The 16,686-nt window shown below is 60.3% G+C and carries 19 protein-coding genes and 1 tRNA gene; 17 read left to right on the top strand and 3 right to left on the bottom strand.

Translation table 11 applies throughout. The annotated features are described in order from the left end of the window. Positions 1–228 precede the first annotated feature (228 nt). The 12 genes from GD429_RS10695 (at position 229) to GD429_RS10750 (ending at position 9,377) form a co-directional block, all read left to right on the top strand. A complete protein-coding gene (locus tag GD429_RS10695) occupies positions 229–573 on the top strand; it encodes a DUF4212 domain-containing protein (protein ID WP_034183498.1) in 345 nt (114 codons plus the stop codon). A 3-nt stretch (positions 574–576) separates the two neighbouring features. Next, positions 577–2,592, top strand: a complete 2,016-nt coding sequence (locus tag GD429_RS10700) for a sodium:solute symporter family protein (RefSeq protein ID WP_152856917.1) — start codon at positions 577–579, stop codon at positions 2,590–2,592. Between the two features lie 265 nt (positions 2,593–2,857). Beyond that, positions 2,858–4,102 carry a tyrosine-type recombinase/integrase gene (locus GD429_RS10705; protein ID WP_152856918.1) on the top strand — a complete coding sequence of 415 codons (1,245 nt, stop codon included), beginning with the start codon at positions 2,858–2,860 and terminating at the stop codon, positions 4,100–4,102. Positions 4,103–4,256: 154 nt separating this feature from the next. Beyond that, complete coding sequence (locus GD429_RS10710) at positions 4,257–4,463, top strand: helix-turn-helix transcriptional regulator (protein ID WP_059457969.1); 207 nt, start codon at positions 4,257–4,259, stop codon at positions 4,461–4,463. A gap of 17 nt (positions 4,464–4,480) precedes the next feature. Further along, a complete protein-coding gene (locus GD429_RS10715) occupies positions 4,481–4,765 on the top strand; it encodes a hypothetical protein (RefSeq protein ID WP_152856919.1) in 285 nt (94 codons plus the stop codon). Next, a complete protein-coding gene (locus GD429_RS10720) occupies positions 4,762–6,015 on the top strand; it encodes a virulence-associated E family protein (protein ID WP_152856920.1) in 1,254 nt (417 codons plus the stop codon). Before GD429_RS10715 ends, GD429_RS10720 begins: the two co-directional genes overlap by 4 nt. A gap of 478 nt (positions 6,016–6,493) precedes the next feature. Beyond that, positions 6,494–6,706, top strand: coding sequence for a hypothetical protein (locus GD429_RS10725; protein ID WP_152856921.1), 213 nt, complete (start codon positions 6,494–6,496; stop codon positions 6,704–6,706). 231 nt (positions 6,707–6,937) lie between these two features. After that, complete coding sequence (locus tag GD429_RS10730; protein ID WP_152856922.1) at positions 6,938–7,348, top strand: hypothetical protein; 411 nt, start codon at positions 6,938–6,940, stop codon at positions 7,346–7,348. A 101-nt stretch (positions 7,349–7,449) separates the two neighbouring features. Further along, the gene (locus tag GD429_RS10735) at positions 7,450–7,698 is read left to right on the top strand and encodes a hypothetical protein (RefSeq protein ID WP_152856923.1); all 249 of its coding nucleotides are present in this window, start codon (positions 7,450–7,452) and stop codon (positions 7,696–7,698) included. A gap of 7 nt (positions 7,699–7,705) precedes the next feature. Then, complete coding sequence (locus GD429_RS10740; protein ID WP_152856924.1) at positions 7,706–8,677, top strand: hypothetical protein; 972 nt, start codon at positions 7,706–7,708, stop codon at positions 8,675–8,677. Next, positions 8,677–9,180, top strand: coding sequence for a hypothetical protein (locus GD429_RS10745; RefSeq protein ID WP_152856925.1), 504 nt, complete (start codon positions 8,677–8,679; stop codon positions 9,178–9,180). The genes GD429_RS10740 and GD429_RS10745 overlap by 1 nt, the downstream gene beginning before the upstream one ends. Before the next feature lie 2 nt (positions 9,181–9,182). Further along, on the top strand, positions 9,183–9,377 hold the full coding sequence (locus GD429_RS10750) for a hypothetical protein (protein ID WP_152856926.1): 195 nt from the start codon (positions 9,183–9,185) through the stop codon (positions 9,375–9,377). Between the two features lie 173 nt (positions 9,378–9,550). Here the strand turns inward: GD429_RS10750 and GD429_RS10755 are convergent, their stop codons facing one another. The 3 genes from GD429_RS10755 to GD429_RS10765 form a co-directional block, all read right to left on the bottom strand. Continuing rightward, the gene (locus GD429_RS10755) at positions 9,551–10,903 is read right to left on the bottom strand and encodes a DnaB-like helicase C-terminal domain-containing protein (protein ID WP_152856927.1); all 1,353 of its coding nucleotides are present in this window, start codon (positions 10,901–10,903) and stop codon (positions 9,551–9,553) included. A gap of 452 nt (positions 10,904–11,355) precedes the next feature. Further along, on the bottom strand, positions 11,356–11,595 hold the full coding sequence (locus GD429_RS10760; protein WP_152856928.1) for a hypothetical protein: 240 nt from the start codon (positions 11,593–11,595) through the stop codon (positions 11,356–11,358). Positions 11,596–11,753: 158 nt separating this feature from the next. Beyond that, positions 11,754–11,844: transfer RNA gene (locus tag GD429_RS10765), tRNA-Ser, on the bottom strand. A 410-nt stretch (positions 11,845–12,254) separates the two neighbouring features. Between GD429_RS10765 and GD429_RS10770 the strand changes: the two genes are divergently transcribed. From GD429_RS10770 to GD429_RS10790, 5 genes are all read left to right on the top strand, one after another. Further along, complete coding sequence (locus GD429_RS10770) at positions 12,255–12,884, top strand: LysE family translocator (protein WP_152856929.1); 630 nt, start codon at positions 12,255–12,257, stop codon at positions 12,882–12,884. 45 nt (positions 12,885–12,929) lie between these two features. Continuing rightward, positions 12,930–13,346 (top strand): hypothetical protein, encoded by a 417-nt coding sequence (locus tag GD429_RS10775; RefSeq protein WP_152856930.1) that lies wholly within the window; start codon positions 12,930–12,932, stop codon positions 13,344–13,346. Between the two features lie 353 nt (positions 13,347–13,699). Continuing rightward, positions 13,700–14,788, top strand: coding sequence for a toxic anion resistance protein (locus GD429_RS10780; RefSeq protein WP_152856931.1), 1,089 nt, complete (start codon positions 13,700–13,702; stop codon positions 14,786–14,788). A 10-nt stretch (positions 14,789–14,798) separates the two neighbouring features. Continuing rightward, on the top strand, positions 14,799–15,539 hold the full coding sequence (locus GD429_RS10785) for a VWA domain-containing protein (protein ID WP_152856932.1): 741 nt from the start codon (positions 14,799–14,801) through the stop codon (positions 15,537–15,539). 45 nt (positions 15,540–15,584) lie between these two features. Continuing rightward, positions 15,585–16,601, top strand: a complete 1,017-nt coding sequence (locus GD429_RS10790) for a DUF475 domain-containing protein (RefSeq protein ID WP_152856933.1) — start codon at positions 15,585–15,587, stop codon at positions 16,599–16,601. Positions 16,602–16,686 lie beyond the last annotated feature (85 nt).

Raw genomic sequence — 16,686 nt, forward strand, 5'->3', positions numbered from 1 at the left:
TCGGCGACAACCTGCCGAAGACGCGCTCGGGCAAGATCATGCGCCGCCTGCTGCGCTCGCTCGCGAAGGGCGAGGCGATCACGCAGGACACGTCCACGCTCGAGAATCCGGCCATCCTCGATCAACTCGCCGAAGTGCGCTGATCTCACCCGTCGTGCGCCACGCGCGCATGAGCCCCTGCGCGGCAATCCCGATTGTCCGCGCAGGGGCTTTTTGCTAAACAACGGCATGACCGTTCCGACCCGTCCAGCGCCTGTCGCGCCGCCGCCCGTTCCCGAGCCGCTCGCGCGTGCGCACGCGCGCTACTGGCGCTTCAACGTCGCGTTGATCGCGGTGCTGATGGCGATCGGTTTCTCGGTGTCGTTCATCGTGCCGTTCTTCGGGCCCGCGCTCGCCGGGGTCCGGTTCGCCGGCTTCAGCCTGCCGTTCTATGTCGGCGCGCAGGGTGCGATTCTCGTGTATCTCGTGTTGATCGTCGTCTACATCGGGCTGATGCAACGCGCGGACCGCACGCTGCGCCGCGCGTACGACGACCATGCGGCGCGCACCGGCAATGCGCACGGCGGGCGCTGATTCATGCTGACGCATCGACTGATACGCGCATACGCGCTCTACACGCTGGGCTTTCTCGGGTTCGTGCTGCTGATGTGGCGGATCGAGCGCGCGACCGGCTCCGGTGTCTGGATCGGCTATGTGTTCCTGTTCGTGCCGATCGCCGTGTACGCGGTGATCGGGCTGCTGTCGCGCACGTCCGATCTCGTCGAATACTACGTGGCCGGGCGGCGCGTGCCGTCCGCGTTCAACGGGATGGCGACGGCGGCCGACTGGCTGTCGGCCGCGTCGTTCATCGGCCTGGCCGGATCGCTCTACTCGACCGGCTACGACGCGCTGGCGTACGTGATGGGCTGGACGGGCGGATTCTGCCTCGTCGCATTCCTGCTCGCGCCTTATGTGCGCAAGCTCGCGCGCTACACGATTCCCGATTTTCTCGGCACGCGCTTCTCGAGCACGGCCGTGCGCGCGCTCGCGGCCGGCGCGGCGATCCTGTGTTCGTTCGTGTATCTGGTCGCGCAGATCCAGGGGATCGGGTTGATCGCGACGCGCTTCATCGGCGTCGATTTCGCGATCGGGATCTTCTGCGGGCTCGCGGGCATTCTCGTGTGCTCGTTTCTCGGCGGGATGCGCGCGGTCACGTGGACGCAGGTCGCGCAGTACATCATCCTGATCAGCGCGATCCTGATTCCGGTGTCGCTGATCGCGATGAAGAACGGGCTCGGCCCCGTGCCGCAGTTCAATTACGGCAAGCTGATGGAGCGCGTTGCGGCGCGCGAGGCGCAGGTGCGCGATGCGGCTGACGAGCAGAAGGTGCGCGACGCATACCGGCGGCAAGCCGCGGACATCCAGACGCGGCTCGACCGGTTGCCGGCGTCCTATGCGGACGCGCGCAGGTATCTCGTCGACCAGCTCGCCGACTTGCGGCGCCACAACGGGCCGCTGCGCGAGATCAGCCAGCGCGAGCGCGAGCTGGCCGACTTCCCGCGCGATCCGGCGGCGGCGCGCGTCGTGTGGACGCAGGCGCGCGACGACATGCTGGCGCGTGCCGAGCCGCCCGTGCCGATGCACGAGCCGTTTCCCGCCGCGAGCGACGACGAACGCAAGCCGCGCGAGCGCAATTTCCTCGCGCTGCTGCTGTGCTTGTCGCTCGGCACCGCGAGCCTGCCGCATATCCTGACGCGCTACAACACGACCACGTCGGTTGCGTCGGCGCGCCGCTCGGTCGGCTGGACGCTGTTCTTCATCGCGCTGTTCTACCTCAGCGTGCCGGTGCTCGCGGTGCTGATCAAGTACGAGATCCTGGCGAACCTCGTCGGGCGGCCGTTCGCCGAATTGCCGGCGTGGGTCACGCAATGGCATCACTTCGAACCCGACCTGATCAGCGTCGTCGAGGTAATTCGCGACGGCATCGTGCACTGGTCGGAAATCCAGATGCAGCCGGACATGGTCGTGCTGGCCGCGCCGGAGATCGCGGGGCTCCCGTATGTCGTGTCGGGGCTGATTGCGGCCGGTGCGCTTGCCGCCGCGCTGTCGACCGCGGACGGGCTGCTGCTGACGATCGCGAACGCTCTGTCGCACGACGTCTATTACTGCATGGTCGCGCCGGATGCGTCGAGCCAGCGGCGCGTGACGATCTCGAAGGTGCTGCTGCTCGGTGTCGCGCTGTTCGCGTCGTATGTCGCGTCGCTCAATACCGGGAAGATCCTGTTTCTCGTCGGCGCGGCGTTCTCGCTGGCGGCATCGAGCTTCTTTCCGGTGCTCGTGCTCGGTGTGTTCTGGAAGCGCACGACGACGCGCGGCGCGATCGCCGGGATGGTGACGGGACTCGCGGTGTGCGTGTACTACATCGTGTCGACCTATCCGTACTTCACGCAGTTGACGGGGTTCGCGGGGGGCACGTGGTTCGGGATCGAGTCGATCAGTTCAGGGGTGTTCGGCGTGCCGGCGGGATTTGCGGTGGCGATTGCGGTGAGTCTGTGCGATCGGCGGCCGGATGAATATACGCGGGCGTTGGTGGATTACATCAGGCATCCGTGACGCGGGAGGATGGGGAGGGTGTCGGCGCCCCAAACGCCCAAAACGAAAAGCCCCTTGATTTATCGGGAAATCAAGGGGCTTCAGGCATTCTGGCGGAGAGAGGGTCCGCTGGAGTCGAGTATCCTTGAGTGTGCGAGATTCTCCGTCATTCGCAGAAACCCCTTTATTTACAAGGCTTCATCGTATTCATGAGTTTGCTTGAGTGTGCTACCATCGGCGTTGGATGTATGGGTAAGTGTATGGGTAGATAAAGTGGGCGGAGAATATGTCTCGACCAATCAAAAAGCTGTCAGCTGTTAAAGTCAGACAGGAGAAGGCGCCAGGCTACTATGCGGACGGCGGCGGTCTATATTTGCAGGTAAGCAAGTCCGGCACCAAGTCGTGGATTTTCCGTTATTCGCGCAGTGACGTTCTGACGAAAAATGGGAAACGGAAGCACACCGACATTGGGCTGGGGTCGTACCTTAGTGTTTCCCTGGAGGTCGCGAGAGAAAAGGCAGACGGGATGCGTCGCGCCATTGCGAACGGGGAAGACCCTCTGGCCATGCGCCAGGCCGACCGTGCCAAGATCGCGGCCAAAATGACTTTCGCCGAGTGCGCAACGGCCTACATCGAAGCCCACAAGCATGGCTGGAAGAACGAAAAGCACGTGGACCAGTGGACCAACACTCTCGCCACATATGCCGGGCCAGTCATCGGAAAGAAAGACGTTGCCCTGGTTGATACTCACGATGTAATGCGGGTGCTTGAGCCGATCTGGACGGAAAAGAACGAAACCGCATCGCGTGTTCGCGGTCGCCTCGAAAAGGTGCTTGCATGGGCGACCACGCGCGGCCTGCGCAGCGGCGAGAATCCTGCCCGCTGGAAGGGACACCTTGATACTCTGTTAGCGAAGCCTAGCGCGGTTCAGAAAGAAGAACACCACGCAGCCCTTCCGTATGACGAGCTTGGCGAATTCATGGAGTGTGTCCGCGCAATGGAGGGCGTGGCCGCCCGTGCGCTTGAGTTCGGCATTCTCAATGCGTCGCGCACGTCTGAAATCATTGGCGCCCATTGGGGCGAAATAGACCTGGACGCAAAGTTGTGGACGATCCCAGCCGAGCGGATGAAGATGAAGAAGGAGCACCGCGTACCTTTGGGCAAGCGCGCAGTTTCGATCTTGAAGGAAATGGAGTCCGTGCGCCACGGTGATTACGTGTTCCCAGGCATGCGGGAGGGCAGTGGTCTTTCGAACATGAGCCTGCTTGCCGTCTTGAAGCGTATGGGGCGCCCCGACTTGACCGTGCACGGCTTCCGTTCGACGTTCCGCGATTGGGCTGCCGAATGCACCAATTTCCCGCGCGAGTTGGCCGAAAAGGCACTTGCCCACGCAGTTCGTAGTGAGGTGGAAGCGGCCTATCAACGCGGCGATTTGCTGGCCAAACGCGGCAAAATGATGGACGCCTGGGCCGCATACTGTTCGAAGAAGCGCGAATCTGGCACCGTTACTCCGCTCCAGCGCCAAGCCTAACACCCACCACGCAGCCCGTTTAAACGGGCTTTTCTTTATCTGCCACGCCGCATTGCGCAATTAACTGGTCGGTACAAAAAACCCGCACGTGGAATCGGTATGCACCGGTCTTCAAAATTCGATGCATACCGTAACAACAACGTGGATAACGACCATGCAAACACAACAACAGCCGACGAAGATCATTCGCATCGCAACTGTCCTGGAGCGCACGGGCCTGTCGAAGCCATTCATCTACCAGATGATCCGGCGCGGCGATTTTCCCGCTTCAGTGCGAATCTCGCCGCGATACGCCGGTTGGGTCGAACAGGAAGTTAACGACTGGCTCAACCAGCGCATTGCCGCCGCTCGCGGGCAATAAAAGGGAGAACCACGGACATGACCCTCCCTCAAGCAAAACAACGAAACTGCGAAAATTTTAAGGCGTGGCTGGAATCCACACAGGCCAAGCGCCTGGCGAACGATGCCCGCCTGCGAAATGATGCGCAACAGAACGTGTTCCGCTTCGTGATGCGCGAAATGCGGAAAGGTTTCTCCCTGGATGAGGCTGGCGACCGGTTCATCGGGATCGCAAAGCGCAGCCGGCAACCTGCTGTCTTCGTGAATGCGGCGCGCGACACCCTTGTGCAAGTCGGCTGGAAACCGAAACGGGAGCGCGAATGACCGATCCGCGCGCCACGAGCGCGAACAGCATGAGCGGCATTGCCATCAATCCGATGATCGTTATTCATGGACTCGCCGCGCTTGGCGTAAGCGTCCAGCCGAATGGACGCGGCGAAGCGATGGGCACCGTGGCGAACGCGCGCGAAGTGCTGGAAAAGCATCCGCGATTTGCGGGGCGCTTCTGGCTCGACACGTTCCACCAGGAAATCTTCACGACCTGGGACGGTAGCGAACCGCGCCGCTGGGCTGACGTGGATCGCATCGCCATTGCTGATGTGTTGCAGGGCGAAATGGGGCTGTTCCGCTTCACGCCTGAACTGGTTGAACAGGCAGTGATGGTTATCGCGATGAAGAATCAGCGCGACGAGCTGCGCGATTGGCTGAAGTCGTTGCGCTGGGACGAGACGCCCCGCCTGGATGCCTGGCTGGCCAATGCTGCCGGCGTGCCGCAAGACGAATACCACACTGCCATCGCCCGAAACTTCATCATTTCGATGGTCGCGCGCGGCCTGGCGCCAGGTTGCAAGGTGGACACGATGCCCGTATTTGAAGGCAGCCAGGGTAAAGGCAAATCAACGTTGCTTTCGGTGCTGGGCGGCAAATTCTATGCAGAGCTGACCGACCCACTCGACAGCAAAGACTTTTTCGTGTCGATCCAGGGCAAGTGGCTCGTTGAGATTGCCGAGCTGGACGCGTTCCGTAAAACCGAAGTCACGCGCATCAAACAAGCCCTCAGCGCGCAGGTTGATCGCTTTCGCCCGCCATACGGGAAGCACTCCATCGACAGCCCGCGCCGCACCGTGTTCGCCGGCACGACCAATGAAAGCGACTACCTGCGCGATGCCACGGGCGCCCGCCGATTCTGGCCAGCGCTGGTCGGTGACGTGAACCTGGATTGGCTGCGGCAGAACCGGGAGCAGATATTCGCGGAAGCCATGGAGCAGTACCAGGGCGGTGCTACCTGGTGGGAAATCCCCGAGCAGGCGCATCGAGAGCACACGGACGCGCGGCGCGAAGACGATGCGTGGGAAGCGTCGATTGCGGATTACTGCCTAGGCCACACTGAGGTATCCATTCCGGACGTTTTGCACGTCGTCGGTGTTGACCTAGCAAAACAAGGCAAGGCCGAGCAGGCACGCGCCGGCCGAGTCCTCAAGTCGCTCGGATACGAGCGCAAGACGGTGAAACGCGCTGGCAAAGCCGTAAAGCGATGGATCAAGGACGAACCCGAGCCAGACGCCCCCTTCTAATGCAAACCCGCTGCGGCGGGTTTTTTGTTGCCTGGTTACCGCGCTAGGTTACCGCCATCGCCCATGTGGTAACCGTTGAATCCCTTGCGGCATAAGGCACGTTACCGGGTTACCACCGTTACCACCTACTAGCAAAGAAAACGGATATGGAGCTGTAGGGGAAAGTATAGAAATGGCGGCGGTAACTGGTAACTTGGTAACCGCCTGGCTGGAATCCTTTCTGGATAAGGGTTTCAGCGGTTTCCACCCTTGGTTACCGGTTACCGCCAAGCAATCGCACCCTGTTGTCCATATGCAACGCTGAAAAATATTTGCGTGTTTCCCTATGTAAACAAACCCCGAAATTCATCTTAAGAAACACGCATTTACAGGCGTGTGTTTACTTAGGTAAAGACTATTCGAGCGGCGGGCTATTCATTACGATTCATCCCGCATAACCGATATGCAATCTGAATTCACCCATACAGGAACACAAAACATGAAACGTCCGGAAGTTATCGACCTGGCCATGCTCGCAGATGAATTTGTCACGAAAGCGCACCCGATTCTCGAAAGTCTGATGCAGCAATCCGGATTCAATTTTTCGAAGTGCGCTCTGGATCAAGAAGCGCGAACACGCATATCAAGCATTATCGCAATTGAGTTGACTAAGCGTAACTGCGAAACGCTGGCCATCTGCAACTCATTTTAATTTCGCGAGATGGTAGTACGCGCCTACCCCTTTGTGGATAACTTTCAAGGTACTTCCGCGAGGGGGATGGGTGCGGGGATCAAAGCACCGCGACTTTCAAAATCTGAGTGGGTTTTTGAAGCGCGGACTACGACTATGTTCACCAACGTAAACACCTGAAGCAAAAGGAGAAAGTAGCTTTCCGGAAGTAGTCTACATTGTGCAGTAACCGTAAAACAAGGACGTGAAACGATGGAAAATGCAGCAACCCAGGGCCTTCCCGAAGAATTTCCAGCCTATTCCTGCACCGCCGAGAGAATCGCCGAGCTGTTCGGAATCCCGGTCAAGGCCATCCACCTGTATGCCGACCAGGGCATGCTGCCCAGGCTCGCCGGGAACCGATTCGACGCCGTTTGGCTCCTCAATCTGGCCAGCGGGCAGCGCATGGCGCTAGGTGAGCTGGCGGCGCTGTCGGTGCCGGCAACTGTCGCGCTCGGCTGGCTCCACTGTATCGGCGAAGACATGGAAACCGACGATGTTCACGCCTTCGCCGGCATGTTCGAGCGCAATGGATTCAGCCGCCCAGCGTTCGACGCCGCGCTAGACGAAGCGCTCGCCTTTTGCGACACGAAGGCCATTCTTCTGACGCACTGCGCGTCCTGAAAACCCGCACGTGGAGTTAGAACCATGCAGATCGCATAATCTCCATGAACTCACACTGATTCGCACTACTACTCAATATGACACTCCAAGAGCTTAAAGACTTGATCAAACAGGCCAAGGACAGCAAGCCGGTATCCCCGCAAATGACCGTTGCCGAGCTGTGCGCAACGATCGGTACAACTCCCCCTGTCGTCAACAAATTGGCTGACGCAGGCGCCCCCGTGAACCCGGCCGGAAAAACCGATCTGTTCGGCCTGTTCGAATGGCTGTTCGTCCACCAGGATCATCCGCACCTCGCCGCCGCCGACGAAGTTCTGGTGGCCCAATGGAAAATTTTCCGCAACGTTTAAACGAACCATGACAAAACCGAATCCTCTCATCGCACTTTTCGAGCGCGTGCGCGACGAGCCAGGCAACACCCATCTCTACGACCATTACGGCGACGTGCGCGCGGTGATTCCCGGCAAGCCCGTGGTGCGCAGCATGATCGACCTGCACGGCGACCTGTTGCCGAACATCGAAAGCAACGATGGCACGAGCCTGAAGCGGCCGCCGGTCGGCCGCCCTGCGGTTGAAGTGACGACGATTGGCGCGGAAGTCATCAAGCAATCCCTGGTTGCCCAGGCTGGCGCGGAAGTCATTATCTGGAAAGACCCGACCCAGGCTATTTCGACGGGGCTTACCGGCGACGTGCTTATGGTGAGCAAGCCGACCTACTTCGAAACCATCGAAGCTGCGCCATTCTCGCAGCTTCCTGACGTGCTGCCTAACGGCACGCAGCCGGACATCGCCGTTACGCCACTGCCTATCAAGCGTGCGCAAATCAACGTCGATTCTGCCTGGGGGCCGCAGACCAACACGAACGCTTACGGCGTCCGCTTCGCAGTTACTCGAAGGGACATTAAGACCTACTCCGGCCTTGCAAACGCGATCACGCATTCGATGACGCATGGCCTGGCACGCACCGCCGACGCCGTACTGCTGGGCGCCATTGTTGCCGCAGCGCCTGCTCCGTTTTCCCTGTCTGCCGCTGCTGCTGCCGCAGTACGCTTTGGCGAGCTGCGCGCACTGGTCGGCACGGCAGGCAATGGTGCGGTAGTCAACCAGGAAGGCGAGCTGAAAGTACTGCCGGGTATCGCTGCTGAACTGACGCCGGACATGGCCGCCACTATCGTGGGCGCCTTCTCACGGTCGGCTATCATGATCCGCAGCACCGTGGAAGTGATCGCGGAGCGCGTGAATATCGACGGTTCGATGGAGTTCAAGGCATGGGCCGAGTTTCAGCCGCTGCTGCCGGACACGTCGCGCTTCTGGACGGTGGGGGCGTGATGAGACTGAGCATTTTTGGCCGATGCGGCAATTGCAAGTCCATCACCAGCCGCGTCACCGCAGTCAGCGACGACGATAGCAACGACAAGCATAGCCGCCACGTTTACCAGTGTCGTGGATGCACCGACAAAGGGCTTAAGCCTGTCGGACGCGAGCGGAAAAAGTCGCCTTCAGTGCTGCCGCGTCACATCGAAGACGCATTAGCAGCCGCCAACTATCGGATGCGCCCCCCGGACGACGCTGGCTTTCCGCGTGTCGTGGCGACAATTCCCACCCTGGGTTCGATCATGCTGGGCGGCGAAGGTGGCGAAGACATTACGGAACGCATTGAGCGCGTGTGGCCCAAACTTGACGACGTACAGATAAATCGCGTTGTCCGACATATCGACGCTGGATGCATCGCGGCGGTTCGCGCAATGACTGAGCGACCAGGCCGCCCGAAGAAGCGCTGGATTACGGACGGCCGAGCAAACCCCACCATCCAAACCACCCGAGATTTCTAAACATGCAACAAAACACGCAAGCCACCGCAACCGCCGCCAAGAGCGCCAGCTTTTGTTTCACCGCTGACCCGGGCCTTATGGCGCGAGTCGATCAACACCGCAAGGTCGTGCATGAAGATACCGGCATCAAGGTTTCGCGTAGCTGGATGATTGCCCGCCTGATTGCACGCGGCCTGGAAGCCGTGAACGCAGCGTAACAACTTCCTGCCCCGATGGACCCTGTTTGCCGAGGGGAGGTGTGACGGGTAAATCACACCGAATCGGCTTTCCTTCGCGCTGGCCCCGACGCCGGAAGTATCGGGGCATTCTTGAAGGAAAAAGGGCTGCCGACAATGTCTTGGGAAAGAAACCTGGACAATATCGCTTCCACTCACATTCCCTGCTCGGGTGCGCCCCCAAAGTCTGAAAAAACCCCACATTCACGGTCGTATGCAATGCGGATGGCGCCCACTGGCCCGTATTGGTTACGGTCCAATAAAACTTCTGCAGTCCCTCGAAGGACAGATTCCGGATTGTAATAATCATCACGATAAATAAACGCGAGAATATCCGACTCATCGCCAAGGTCGTGCCAATCTCCGAGGTCTGACCGGACCGGTCGTTTATTTGGGCGCGAATCCACTGCGCGTTGAACGGGGGCCGTTACCATTACCACACAATTAAGCTCTCGCGCCAGACTCTTGAGCTCTCGGGCTATCAAGTCACCTCGTGTGGCATCGTCGCTTGCAGTACGCAAATAATTTACCGAGTCGACTAAAACGATGCCGATTGCCCCTAATTTGCTCTTTGCTTTGAAGCACTTTTCACGTAAGTCGTCTAAACTCAGCGCAGTGCTATCATCAAACCACATCTCGCTATTTGATAGTTTTTGGACGGCCAGGGTCAACCTTGGCCAGTCATCGTCCCGCATCGAGCCAAAATGAAGCCGCGTATGCGAGAGTCGGCCTGTGATTGTCACAAGGCGACTCATAACCTCTTTTTTTGACGTTTTCGTGCTGAAAACGAGCGCCGGGAGCTCACGTGCCGCCACGGCGCCTACTATGCTTAATCCGAAATTCGTCTTGCCCATTCCTGGTCTAGCGGCAATCGTTATCAATTGACCAGGGCGAAGATTACCAATTACCCGGTCAATATCAGAAAAACCCGTCGATATGCCGCTAGTGTGAGAGCCTGGTTGATAGATCTGGTCGATGTCGTCTACGAGTGCAGTCAACGTTTCACCCAGGGAACTCATCTCGCTTGGCTCGTTTTTTCGGGAGTTCCGCTGCTGTATGGCGTCGACTACCAACCGGATTCCCTTCGCTACGTCGCGCCAAGCCAGATCCTCATTTTCCCATTCCGAAATAGAAACCGCGTCCTTGGGTAGGCCCTGCAAACCCATTAGGGGCTCATCGCTCAGATCGGCTGGGCGCACAAAGATCGGGATTACAACCGCATCCTCATTTTCTTGACGACTGAGAGCCACAGCCAATTCTTTTTCGTAGCAGTAGCCAGAGGCTATGAAACTGGAGCTTACGAGCAATAGGATAATATCCGCCTTCTCGATATTCCTGTCTATTTCAGATTTCCAAGATGAGCCCGGACTAATCTTTCGATCTGACCAGCTAGCTATTTTTCCATGACGCTGAAGCACGGACAAATGCTCTTCTAACGCTTCCTTATACCGCTCATCTTTATGTGAATAACTAATAAAAACGGTAATCGGGGTGGAGTTCATCGTCATTTCTTTTCCGAAGCGGCGCGCAAGGTGTGTGGTTTCGTTTTTCGACCGGTTTTCGATGTACCAGGATGACCGGCAACCCCGCAGTGGCAGCCGATGTTGCGTTTCGCCCTGGCCGAGGCGTTTGCAACAATGCGGGTCCGCCGACTATATGTTAGCGATGCCTGGTCGAAAACGAAATCATTCTTGGGGACTGGTGGTAACGCATCGCAGCTGTCGGCTGCCGCGAAGAGTAGCTACCGGCAACGGACAACTGCCGGCGTCACATGACTTTCCGCCAGCAGCTTGGCCAGTTCGGCACGAATCTGAGCATCGACGTAACGAAAAAACTGGGATGCGCCGACTGTCGCAAGTGTCGGTTCTGGCCTGTATGACTTGGGGCTTCTGATTTCGGCTCGAAGCCATAGCCTCGAAGCCAAGGGTTATAGAACTTCCGGTAGCCCTTTGATTCTTGGTCAGTGAATGAGCCGGAGCGCCACGAACAGGGTAACAGCGAGGATCAATTGCCACGTGATCCATTGCGCCTTGGTGCGAACCAACGTCCTTGTCAGCATGGATGCCGACGCGGTTAGGTCAGCTTTCGTTGCGCCTGGTTGCTGGTGCGCATCGTGAAGCACGCCAGCAAGCGCCATCGCCTGGCGCCGGTTCAGCCCAGCATCGACAAGACGACGAGTCGTTTCTTTCGTATCGGCCACCTCTGCCCCTCAAGAACAATGCCGCTACGATTGTAGCCAACAATCCTGCCACGCCGAATTTCTGGTGAAAACACCACCAGCGCCGTATGGGTAGCCGTATGGGTAGACGAGAATAGAAAATAAAAAAGCCCTTGAAATCAAGGGCTTAAAAGGCATTCTGGCGGAGAGAGGGGGATTCGAACCCCCGATAGGCGATTAACCTATACACGCTTTCCAGGCGTGCGACTTAAACCACTCATCCATCTCTCCGGAAGACCGAGAGTATAGCAAACTCTGGCGGCGGGCCGCCACTCCCTTGCATACACTTCAGAAATCGGTCGTCATCGACAGCCACACGGACCGCGGATCGCCTCGCGTCAGATAGCCACGGTTCGCCACCGGCCGTCGCGACGCCGCGGTGTCGTTGCGTGCCGTCGGCGCCGAACAGGTCGCAGAGCCGGAAAATCCGCCCAAGTCGACACATGGTTTCGACGAAGCCGGGCTTCGGTTGCCATGCGAGATCGACGCCGCATAGCCGCCGAGCGGGCATCGGGATGAACATGCGATCATTGACCGTCCGCACTCGTCGTAACAAATCGGACCTGCCGGTTGCGCCCCGCGTGGCCGACCCAGACGATGCAATCGGTTCGCACCGCTCCCATCAGAAGGAACGCCACATCATGTCGCTCTCCGCGTTGCTCGCATTTGCCCTGATCCTGTCCGTCGGCGTCGCGACGCCCGGCCCGACGGTGTTGCTCGCGATGAGCAACGGCTCGCGATACGGATTGCGTCACGCGATGGTCGGCATGCTCGGCGCCGTCACGGCCGACGTCGTGCTCGTCGCGCTGGTCGGGCTCGGCCTTGGCGTGCTGCTCGACGCGTCGGAAACGGCGTTCGTGACGCTGAAGCTGCTCGGCGCGGCATGGCTCGCGTATGTCGGCATCCGGATGCTGGTGTCGAGCGACCATTCCACTGCAGCGCAGGAACCCGAGCACCCGACGCCCGATCGCCGGACTGCATTCCTGAAGAGCTTTTTCGTCGCGATGAGCAACCCGAAGTACTACCTGTTCATGTCCGCGCTGCTGCCGCAGTTCGTCGACCGGTCGCACGCGATCGCGCCGCAATACGCGATCCTTGCGGCGACGATCGTCGCGATCGACGTCATCGGGATGACCGGTTACGCGCTGCTCGGCGTGCATTCGGTGCGCGTATGGAAAGCGGCCGGGGAGAAGTGGCTGAACCGGGTCAGCGGGTCGCTGCTGCTGATGCTCGCGGGGTACGTCGCGCTGTATCGCAAGACCGCGAACTGATGCGGCGATACATCGGGAAAGCGGCACGCTGAAGTCGGCGCGGCAATGAAGCGGGTCGAGCGCTTTACACTCGAAACGCATGATGGTCCGTACGAATCGTGGCCGTCACGCACGCATGTGCTCGTGGATGGCGTGCGCTGCGGTCTCGCCATTTCCGGCTATGTGCTGCTTCGCCAGTTCGAGATGCCGGCCGCATATCTGCTCGTCACCGACTACGACTGCCCGTTCGAGGAAGCCGTCACGTTCACGCTCGTGTCGGAGAATCCGCTGAAGGTGCGCGCGCAGCGCACGGTCGGTGCGATGTACGCGTCGTGCCATCTGGACGACATCACGTGGGCCGACGACCGGCATTTCAGCGCGACGTTCGTGGATATCGACGGGCGATGGGATTTCACGATTCGTGACCGATCCGTGCCGTTCATTCTGCCTCGGCTCGGCATGCATCGCGCACAGGATCGGTAGTGCGCGATCGACTGCCGCGAGCGCGTCATGCGTGCGTGTGCACCGTCTGAAATCCGCCAGAACCAGCGGTTTCATTTTTCTTTCGCATTGATCAGACATGTAAGTTTCGGCGCGTGCTGATCTTGCATGGTCCGCGCGCATGGCGGCAGGAACGGCGATGTTCGGGCATCGCGTCCGCACGCGACATTACAAAATGAATGGAAATTGAAAGAATTCCTTCCCTTGACGCGATGTGCCCGTGCCATTTATTGTCCGTCTGCCGCCCGTGAGAGAGCACGGCGGTTATCGCGGATGTGCGCGTCGCGCGCACGACGACACGTAGCAAAAAGCAGAAAAGGAAACGTGGTAGCCACATGAAGCCGCTATTCGACGACAAGAAATCCGATGCGGTCAGCGATCGTCCTTCCACCCCGTCTTTGTCACCCGTCGCGGTGCCTGCCGCCGCCGTCGTGCCGGCAGCGCAGCCGACGGAGCACGCGCGCCTGATCACCGTCGACGAGATCGACCAGCTCGGCGCGACGCAGGGTACGCGGATCGCCGCCTTCTCCCAGCAGATACTCGCGAGCGTCCGTGCGTCCGACGCCGACCAGTTCGGCGACAAGCTCAACGAACTGATTTCGACCGCGAAAGGACTCGACCCGCGCGGTGCCGACAAGGGCGGCTTCATCACGCAAGTCACGCGGCTGTTCCGCTCGACCAAGGAGAAGCTGCTGTCGCAATACGAGTCGGTGAGCAAGCGGATGGACACGCTCGTCGTCGAGCTCGAAAACCATGCGCAGCGCCAGAAGGCCGGCATCGACGAGCTCGAGCGGATGTACAACGACAACTACGCGCTGCACCAGGAGCTCGCGCAGTCGAAGGCGCACGGCGAAACGGCGCTCGCGACGCTGCGCGCGCATCTCGCGGCCGGCCAGCAGCCGGCGGACGACGCGTTCGCCGCGCAGCGCCTGCTGGACGTGAAGCGCAAGGTCGACGCGCTCGAAAGCAAGCTCGACGACCTCGACCGCGCGATGCTGATGTCGAAGCAGCTCGCGCCGCAGATCCGGATGGAGCAGGACCAGAAACGCACGCTGACGTCGAAGTTCATGACGATCAAGACCGTGCTGATCCCCGCGTGGACCAACGCGTTCGCGCTCTACCTCGAGCAGCTCGGCACGAAGCGTGCGGCGGCGCTCGCGAACGCGACGTACGATGCGGCCGACGAGGCGATCCGCGCGCAGGCCGACCTGAATCGCCAGAACGCGCAGGAAGTCGCGAAGCTCGGCCAGCGCCCGGTGATCTCGATCGACACGTTCGAATACGCGCAGCAGCAGCTGTTCGGCGCGTTCGACGACATCACGCAGATCATCGCCGACGGCAAGCGCCAGCGCGAGCAGGACGCGCCGCGCCTGCGCCAGCTCGAACAGGACCTGATCACCCGATTCGCTCCGAAGCATAACTAAGGAACACCGCATGATTACGCTTGAGAAACGCGCGGCGAAGGTCGCGATCGTCCTCGAAAAACGCCAGATCCTGAAGCCGCCCGTCGTGCGTGTCGGCGCGGCGCTCGACATCTCGGGTTCCGCGAAGCCGCTTTACCAGTCGGGCGTGATCCAGGACACGCACGACCGGATTCTCGGCATTGCGCTGAAATTCGACGACAACGGCGAAGTCGACACGTGGACCTTCACCGAAGGCTACGACCGCCTGCCGACCGCGACGCCGGACAACTACGGCTCGTATATCTCCGATCACGTGCTCGAAGCGCGGATCGACAAGTGGGGCGGCACGCAGTACGCGCCGGTGATGAACGACATCGTCGACTTTTTCTTCCGCGCGCCGGAGCCGAAACGCGAAGAAAAGCGCGGCTTCCTGAGCCGGCTGTTCGGCGGCGCGAACGAAACGCCCGCGCCGGCCGCCTCCGCGCCGGTGAACGGCCATCTGCCCGCATGGGTGCTGTTCGTCACCGACGGCCAGAACCCGAAGAACGACCGCAAGCGCGTGCGCCAGCTGCTGGCCGAGTCGCAGCACTTCCCGCTGTACTGGTCGCTCGTCGGCGTAGGCGATCCGAGCGAATTCGGCTTCCTCGCGGAAATCGCGGACGAAATGCCGAACGTCGGCTTCCTGCATCTCGAATCGCTCGACATCAGCGACGAACAGATCTACGAACAGTTGATCACGCAGGAATTCTGCGACTGGGTGCGCGCGAAGTAAGCGCGGCCCGCACGACCATTTTTCAAAACTCGACTACCCCCCATCATGTTGAAAGACTTCAAGATCCCGCTGTCGCTCACGGTGCTCGCGCTGATCGCGGCTTATCTCCTCGGCGGCGTGAAGGACATGCTGATCGTCGCGGTCCTGTGCGTGCTCGAAATTTCGCTGTCGCTCGACAACGCGGTCGTCAACGCATCGGTGCTCAAGAACTGGTCGGAGAAGTGGCGCAACCGCTTCATGGTGTTCGGCCTGCCGGTTGCCGTATTCGGCATGCGGCTCGTGTTTCCGCTGCTGATCGTCGCGGTGATCGGCCACATCGGCCTGTGGGACGCGCTGACGCTCGCGATCGAATCGCCGGACAAGTACGCGGCAGTGCTGACGTCCGCGCATCACGAGGTGTCGGCGTTCGGCGGCGCATTCCTGCTGATGGTGTTCTTCAAGTTCATGCTCGACACCGAGAAGGACGAGCACTGGATCGGTTTCCTCGAAGGCCCGATGCGCCATCTCGGCCGCATCACGGCGCTGGAAGTGGCGCTGACGCTCGCGATCGTGATCGTCGCGTCGTTCTACGTGCCGGCGGCCGAGCAGGTGAGCTTCCTGCTCGCGGGCGCGTTCGGCGTGATCGGCTTCGTGATCGCGCACGGCGTGGGCGACCTGGTCGGCGGCGAGGACACCGGCACGCGCGTGGTGCGCGAAGGCGTCGCGGGTTTCATGTATCTCGAAGTGCTCGATTCGTCGTTCAGCTTCGACGGCGTGATCGGTGCGTTCGCGCTGTCGAACAACATCTTCCTGATCGCGCTCGGCCTCGGCGTCGGCGCGGCCTACATCCGGGAGATGACGCTCGTGCTGCTGAAGAAGGGCACGCTCGCGCAGTATCGCTTTCTCGAACACGGTGCGTTCTGGGCGATCGGTGCGCTCGCAACGATCATGTTCCTCGGCGTGAAGTTCGAGGTGCCCGAGGTCGTCACGGGCCTGATCGGCGCGGCGATGATCGCGGCGGCCGTGTGGTCGTCGATCGTCGTGCAGCGCAAGGAAGACCGGACCGCGGTGGCGAGCAAGTAATACACGCGGCACGGAAACCATCTACGAGGGGCCGCGCAGGGCGGCCCGGCATTGCCGCCGGCGCAACGGCGGTTCCAGCAGAAGA

Source organism: Burkholderia sp. BE17 (assembly GCF_009362305.1).
Taxonomy (GTDB): Bacteria; Pseudomonadota; Gammaproteobacteria; order Burkholderiales; family Burkholderiaceae; genus Burkholderia; species Burkholderia pyrrocinia_C.

Bases quoted from the DNA above. Each gene is read 5' to 3' on its own strand.
- GD429_RS10785 (WP_152856932.1), top strand. From the start codon at position 14,799: ATGATTACGCTTGAGAAACGCGCGGCGAAGGTCGCGATCGTCCTCGAA.
- GD429_RS10695 (WP_034183498.1), top strand. From the start codon at position 229: ATGACCGTTCCGACCCGTCCAGCGCCTGTCGCGCCGCCGCCCGTTCCC.
- GD429_RS10730 (WP_152856922.1), top strand. From the start codon at position 6,938: ATGGAAAATGCAGCAACCCAGGGCCTTCCCGAAGAATTTCCAGCCTAT.
- GD429_RS10740 (WP_152856924.1), top strand. From the start codon at position 7,706: ATGACAAAACCGAATCCTCTCATCGCACTTTTCGAGCGCGTGCGCGAC.
- GD429_RS10700 (WP_152856917.1), top strand. From the start codon at position 577: ATGCTGACGCATCGACTGATACGCGCATACGCGCTCTACACGCTGGGC.
- GD429_RS10715 (WP_152856919.1), top strand. From the start codon at position 4,481: ATGACCCTCCCTCAAGCAAAACAACGAAACTGCGAAAATTTTAAGGCG.
- GD429_RS10745 (WP_152856925.1), top strand. From the start codon at position 8,677: ATGAGACTGAGCATTTTTGGCCGATGCGGCAATTGCAAGTCCATCACC.
- GD429_RS10770 (WP_152856929.1), top strand. From the start codon at position 12,255: ATGTCGCTCTCCGCGTTGCTCGCATTTGCCCTGATCCTGTCCGTCGGC.
- GD429_RS10720 (WP_152856920.1), top strand. From the start codon at position 4,762: ATGACCGATCCGCGCGCCACGAGCGCGAACAGCATGAGCGGCATTGCC.
- GD429_RS10710 (WP_059457969.1), top strand. From the start codon at position 4,257: ATGCAAACACAACAACAGCCGACGAAGATCATTCGCATCGCAACTGTC.
- GD429_RS10790 (WP_152856933.1), top strand. From the start codon at position 15,585: ATGTTGAAAGACTTCAAGATCCCGCTGTCGCTCACGGTGCTCGCGCTG.
- GD429_RS10755 (WP_152856927.1), bottom strand. From the start codon at position 10,903: ATGACGATGAACTCCACCCCGATTACCGTTTTTATTAGTTATTCACAT.
- GD429_RS10725 (WP_152856921.1), top strand. From the start codon at position 6,494: ATGAAACGTCCGGAAGTTATCGACCTGGCCATGCTCGCAGATGAATTT.
- GD429_RS10780 (WP_152856931.1), top strand. From the start codon at position 13,700: ATGAAGCCGCTATTCGACGACAAGAAATCCGATGCGGTCAGCGATCGT.
- GD429_RS10775 (WP_152856930.1), top strand. From the start codon at position 12,930: ATGAAGCGGGTCGAGCGCTTTACACTCGAAACGCATGATGGTCCGTAC.
- GD429_RS10750 (WP_152856926.1), top strand. From the start codon at position 9,183: ATGCAACAAAACACGCAAGCCACCGCAACCGCCGCCAAGAGCGCCAGC.
- GD429_RS10705 (WP_152856918.1), top strand. From the start codon at position 2,858: ATGTCTCGACCAATCAAAAAGCTGTCAGCTGTTAAAGTCAGACAGGAG.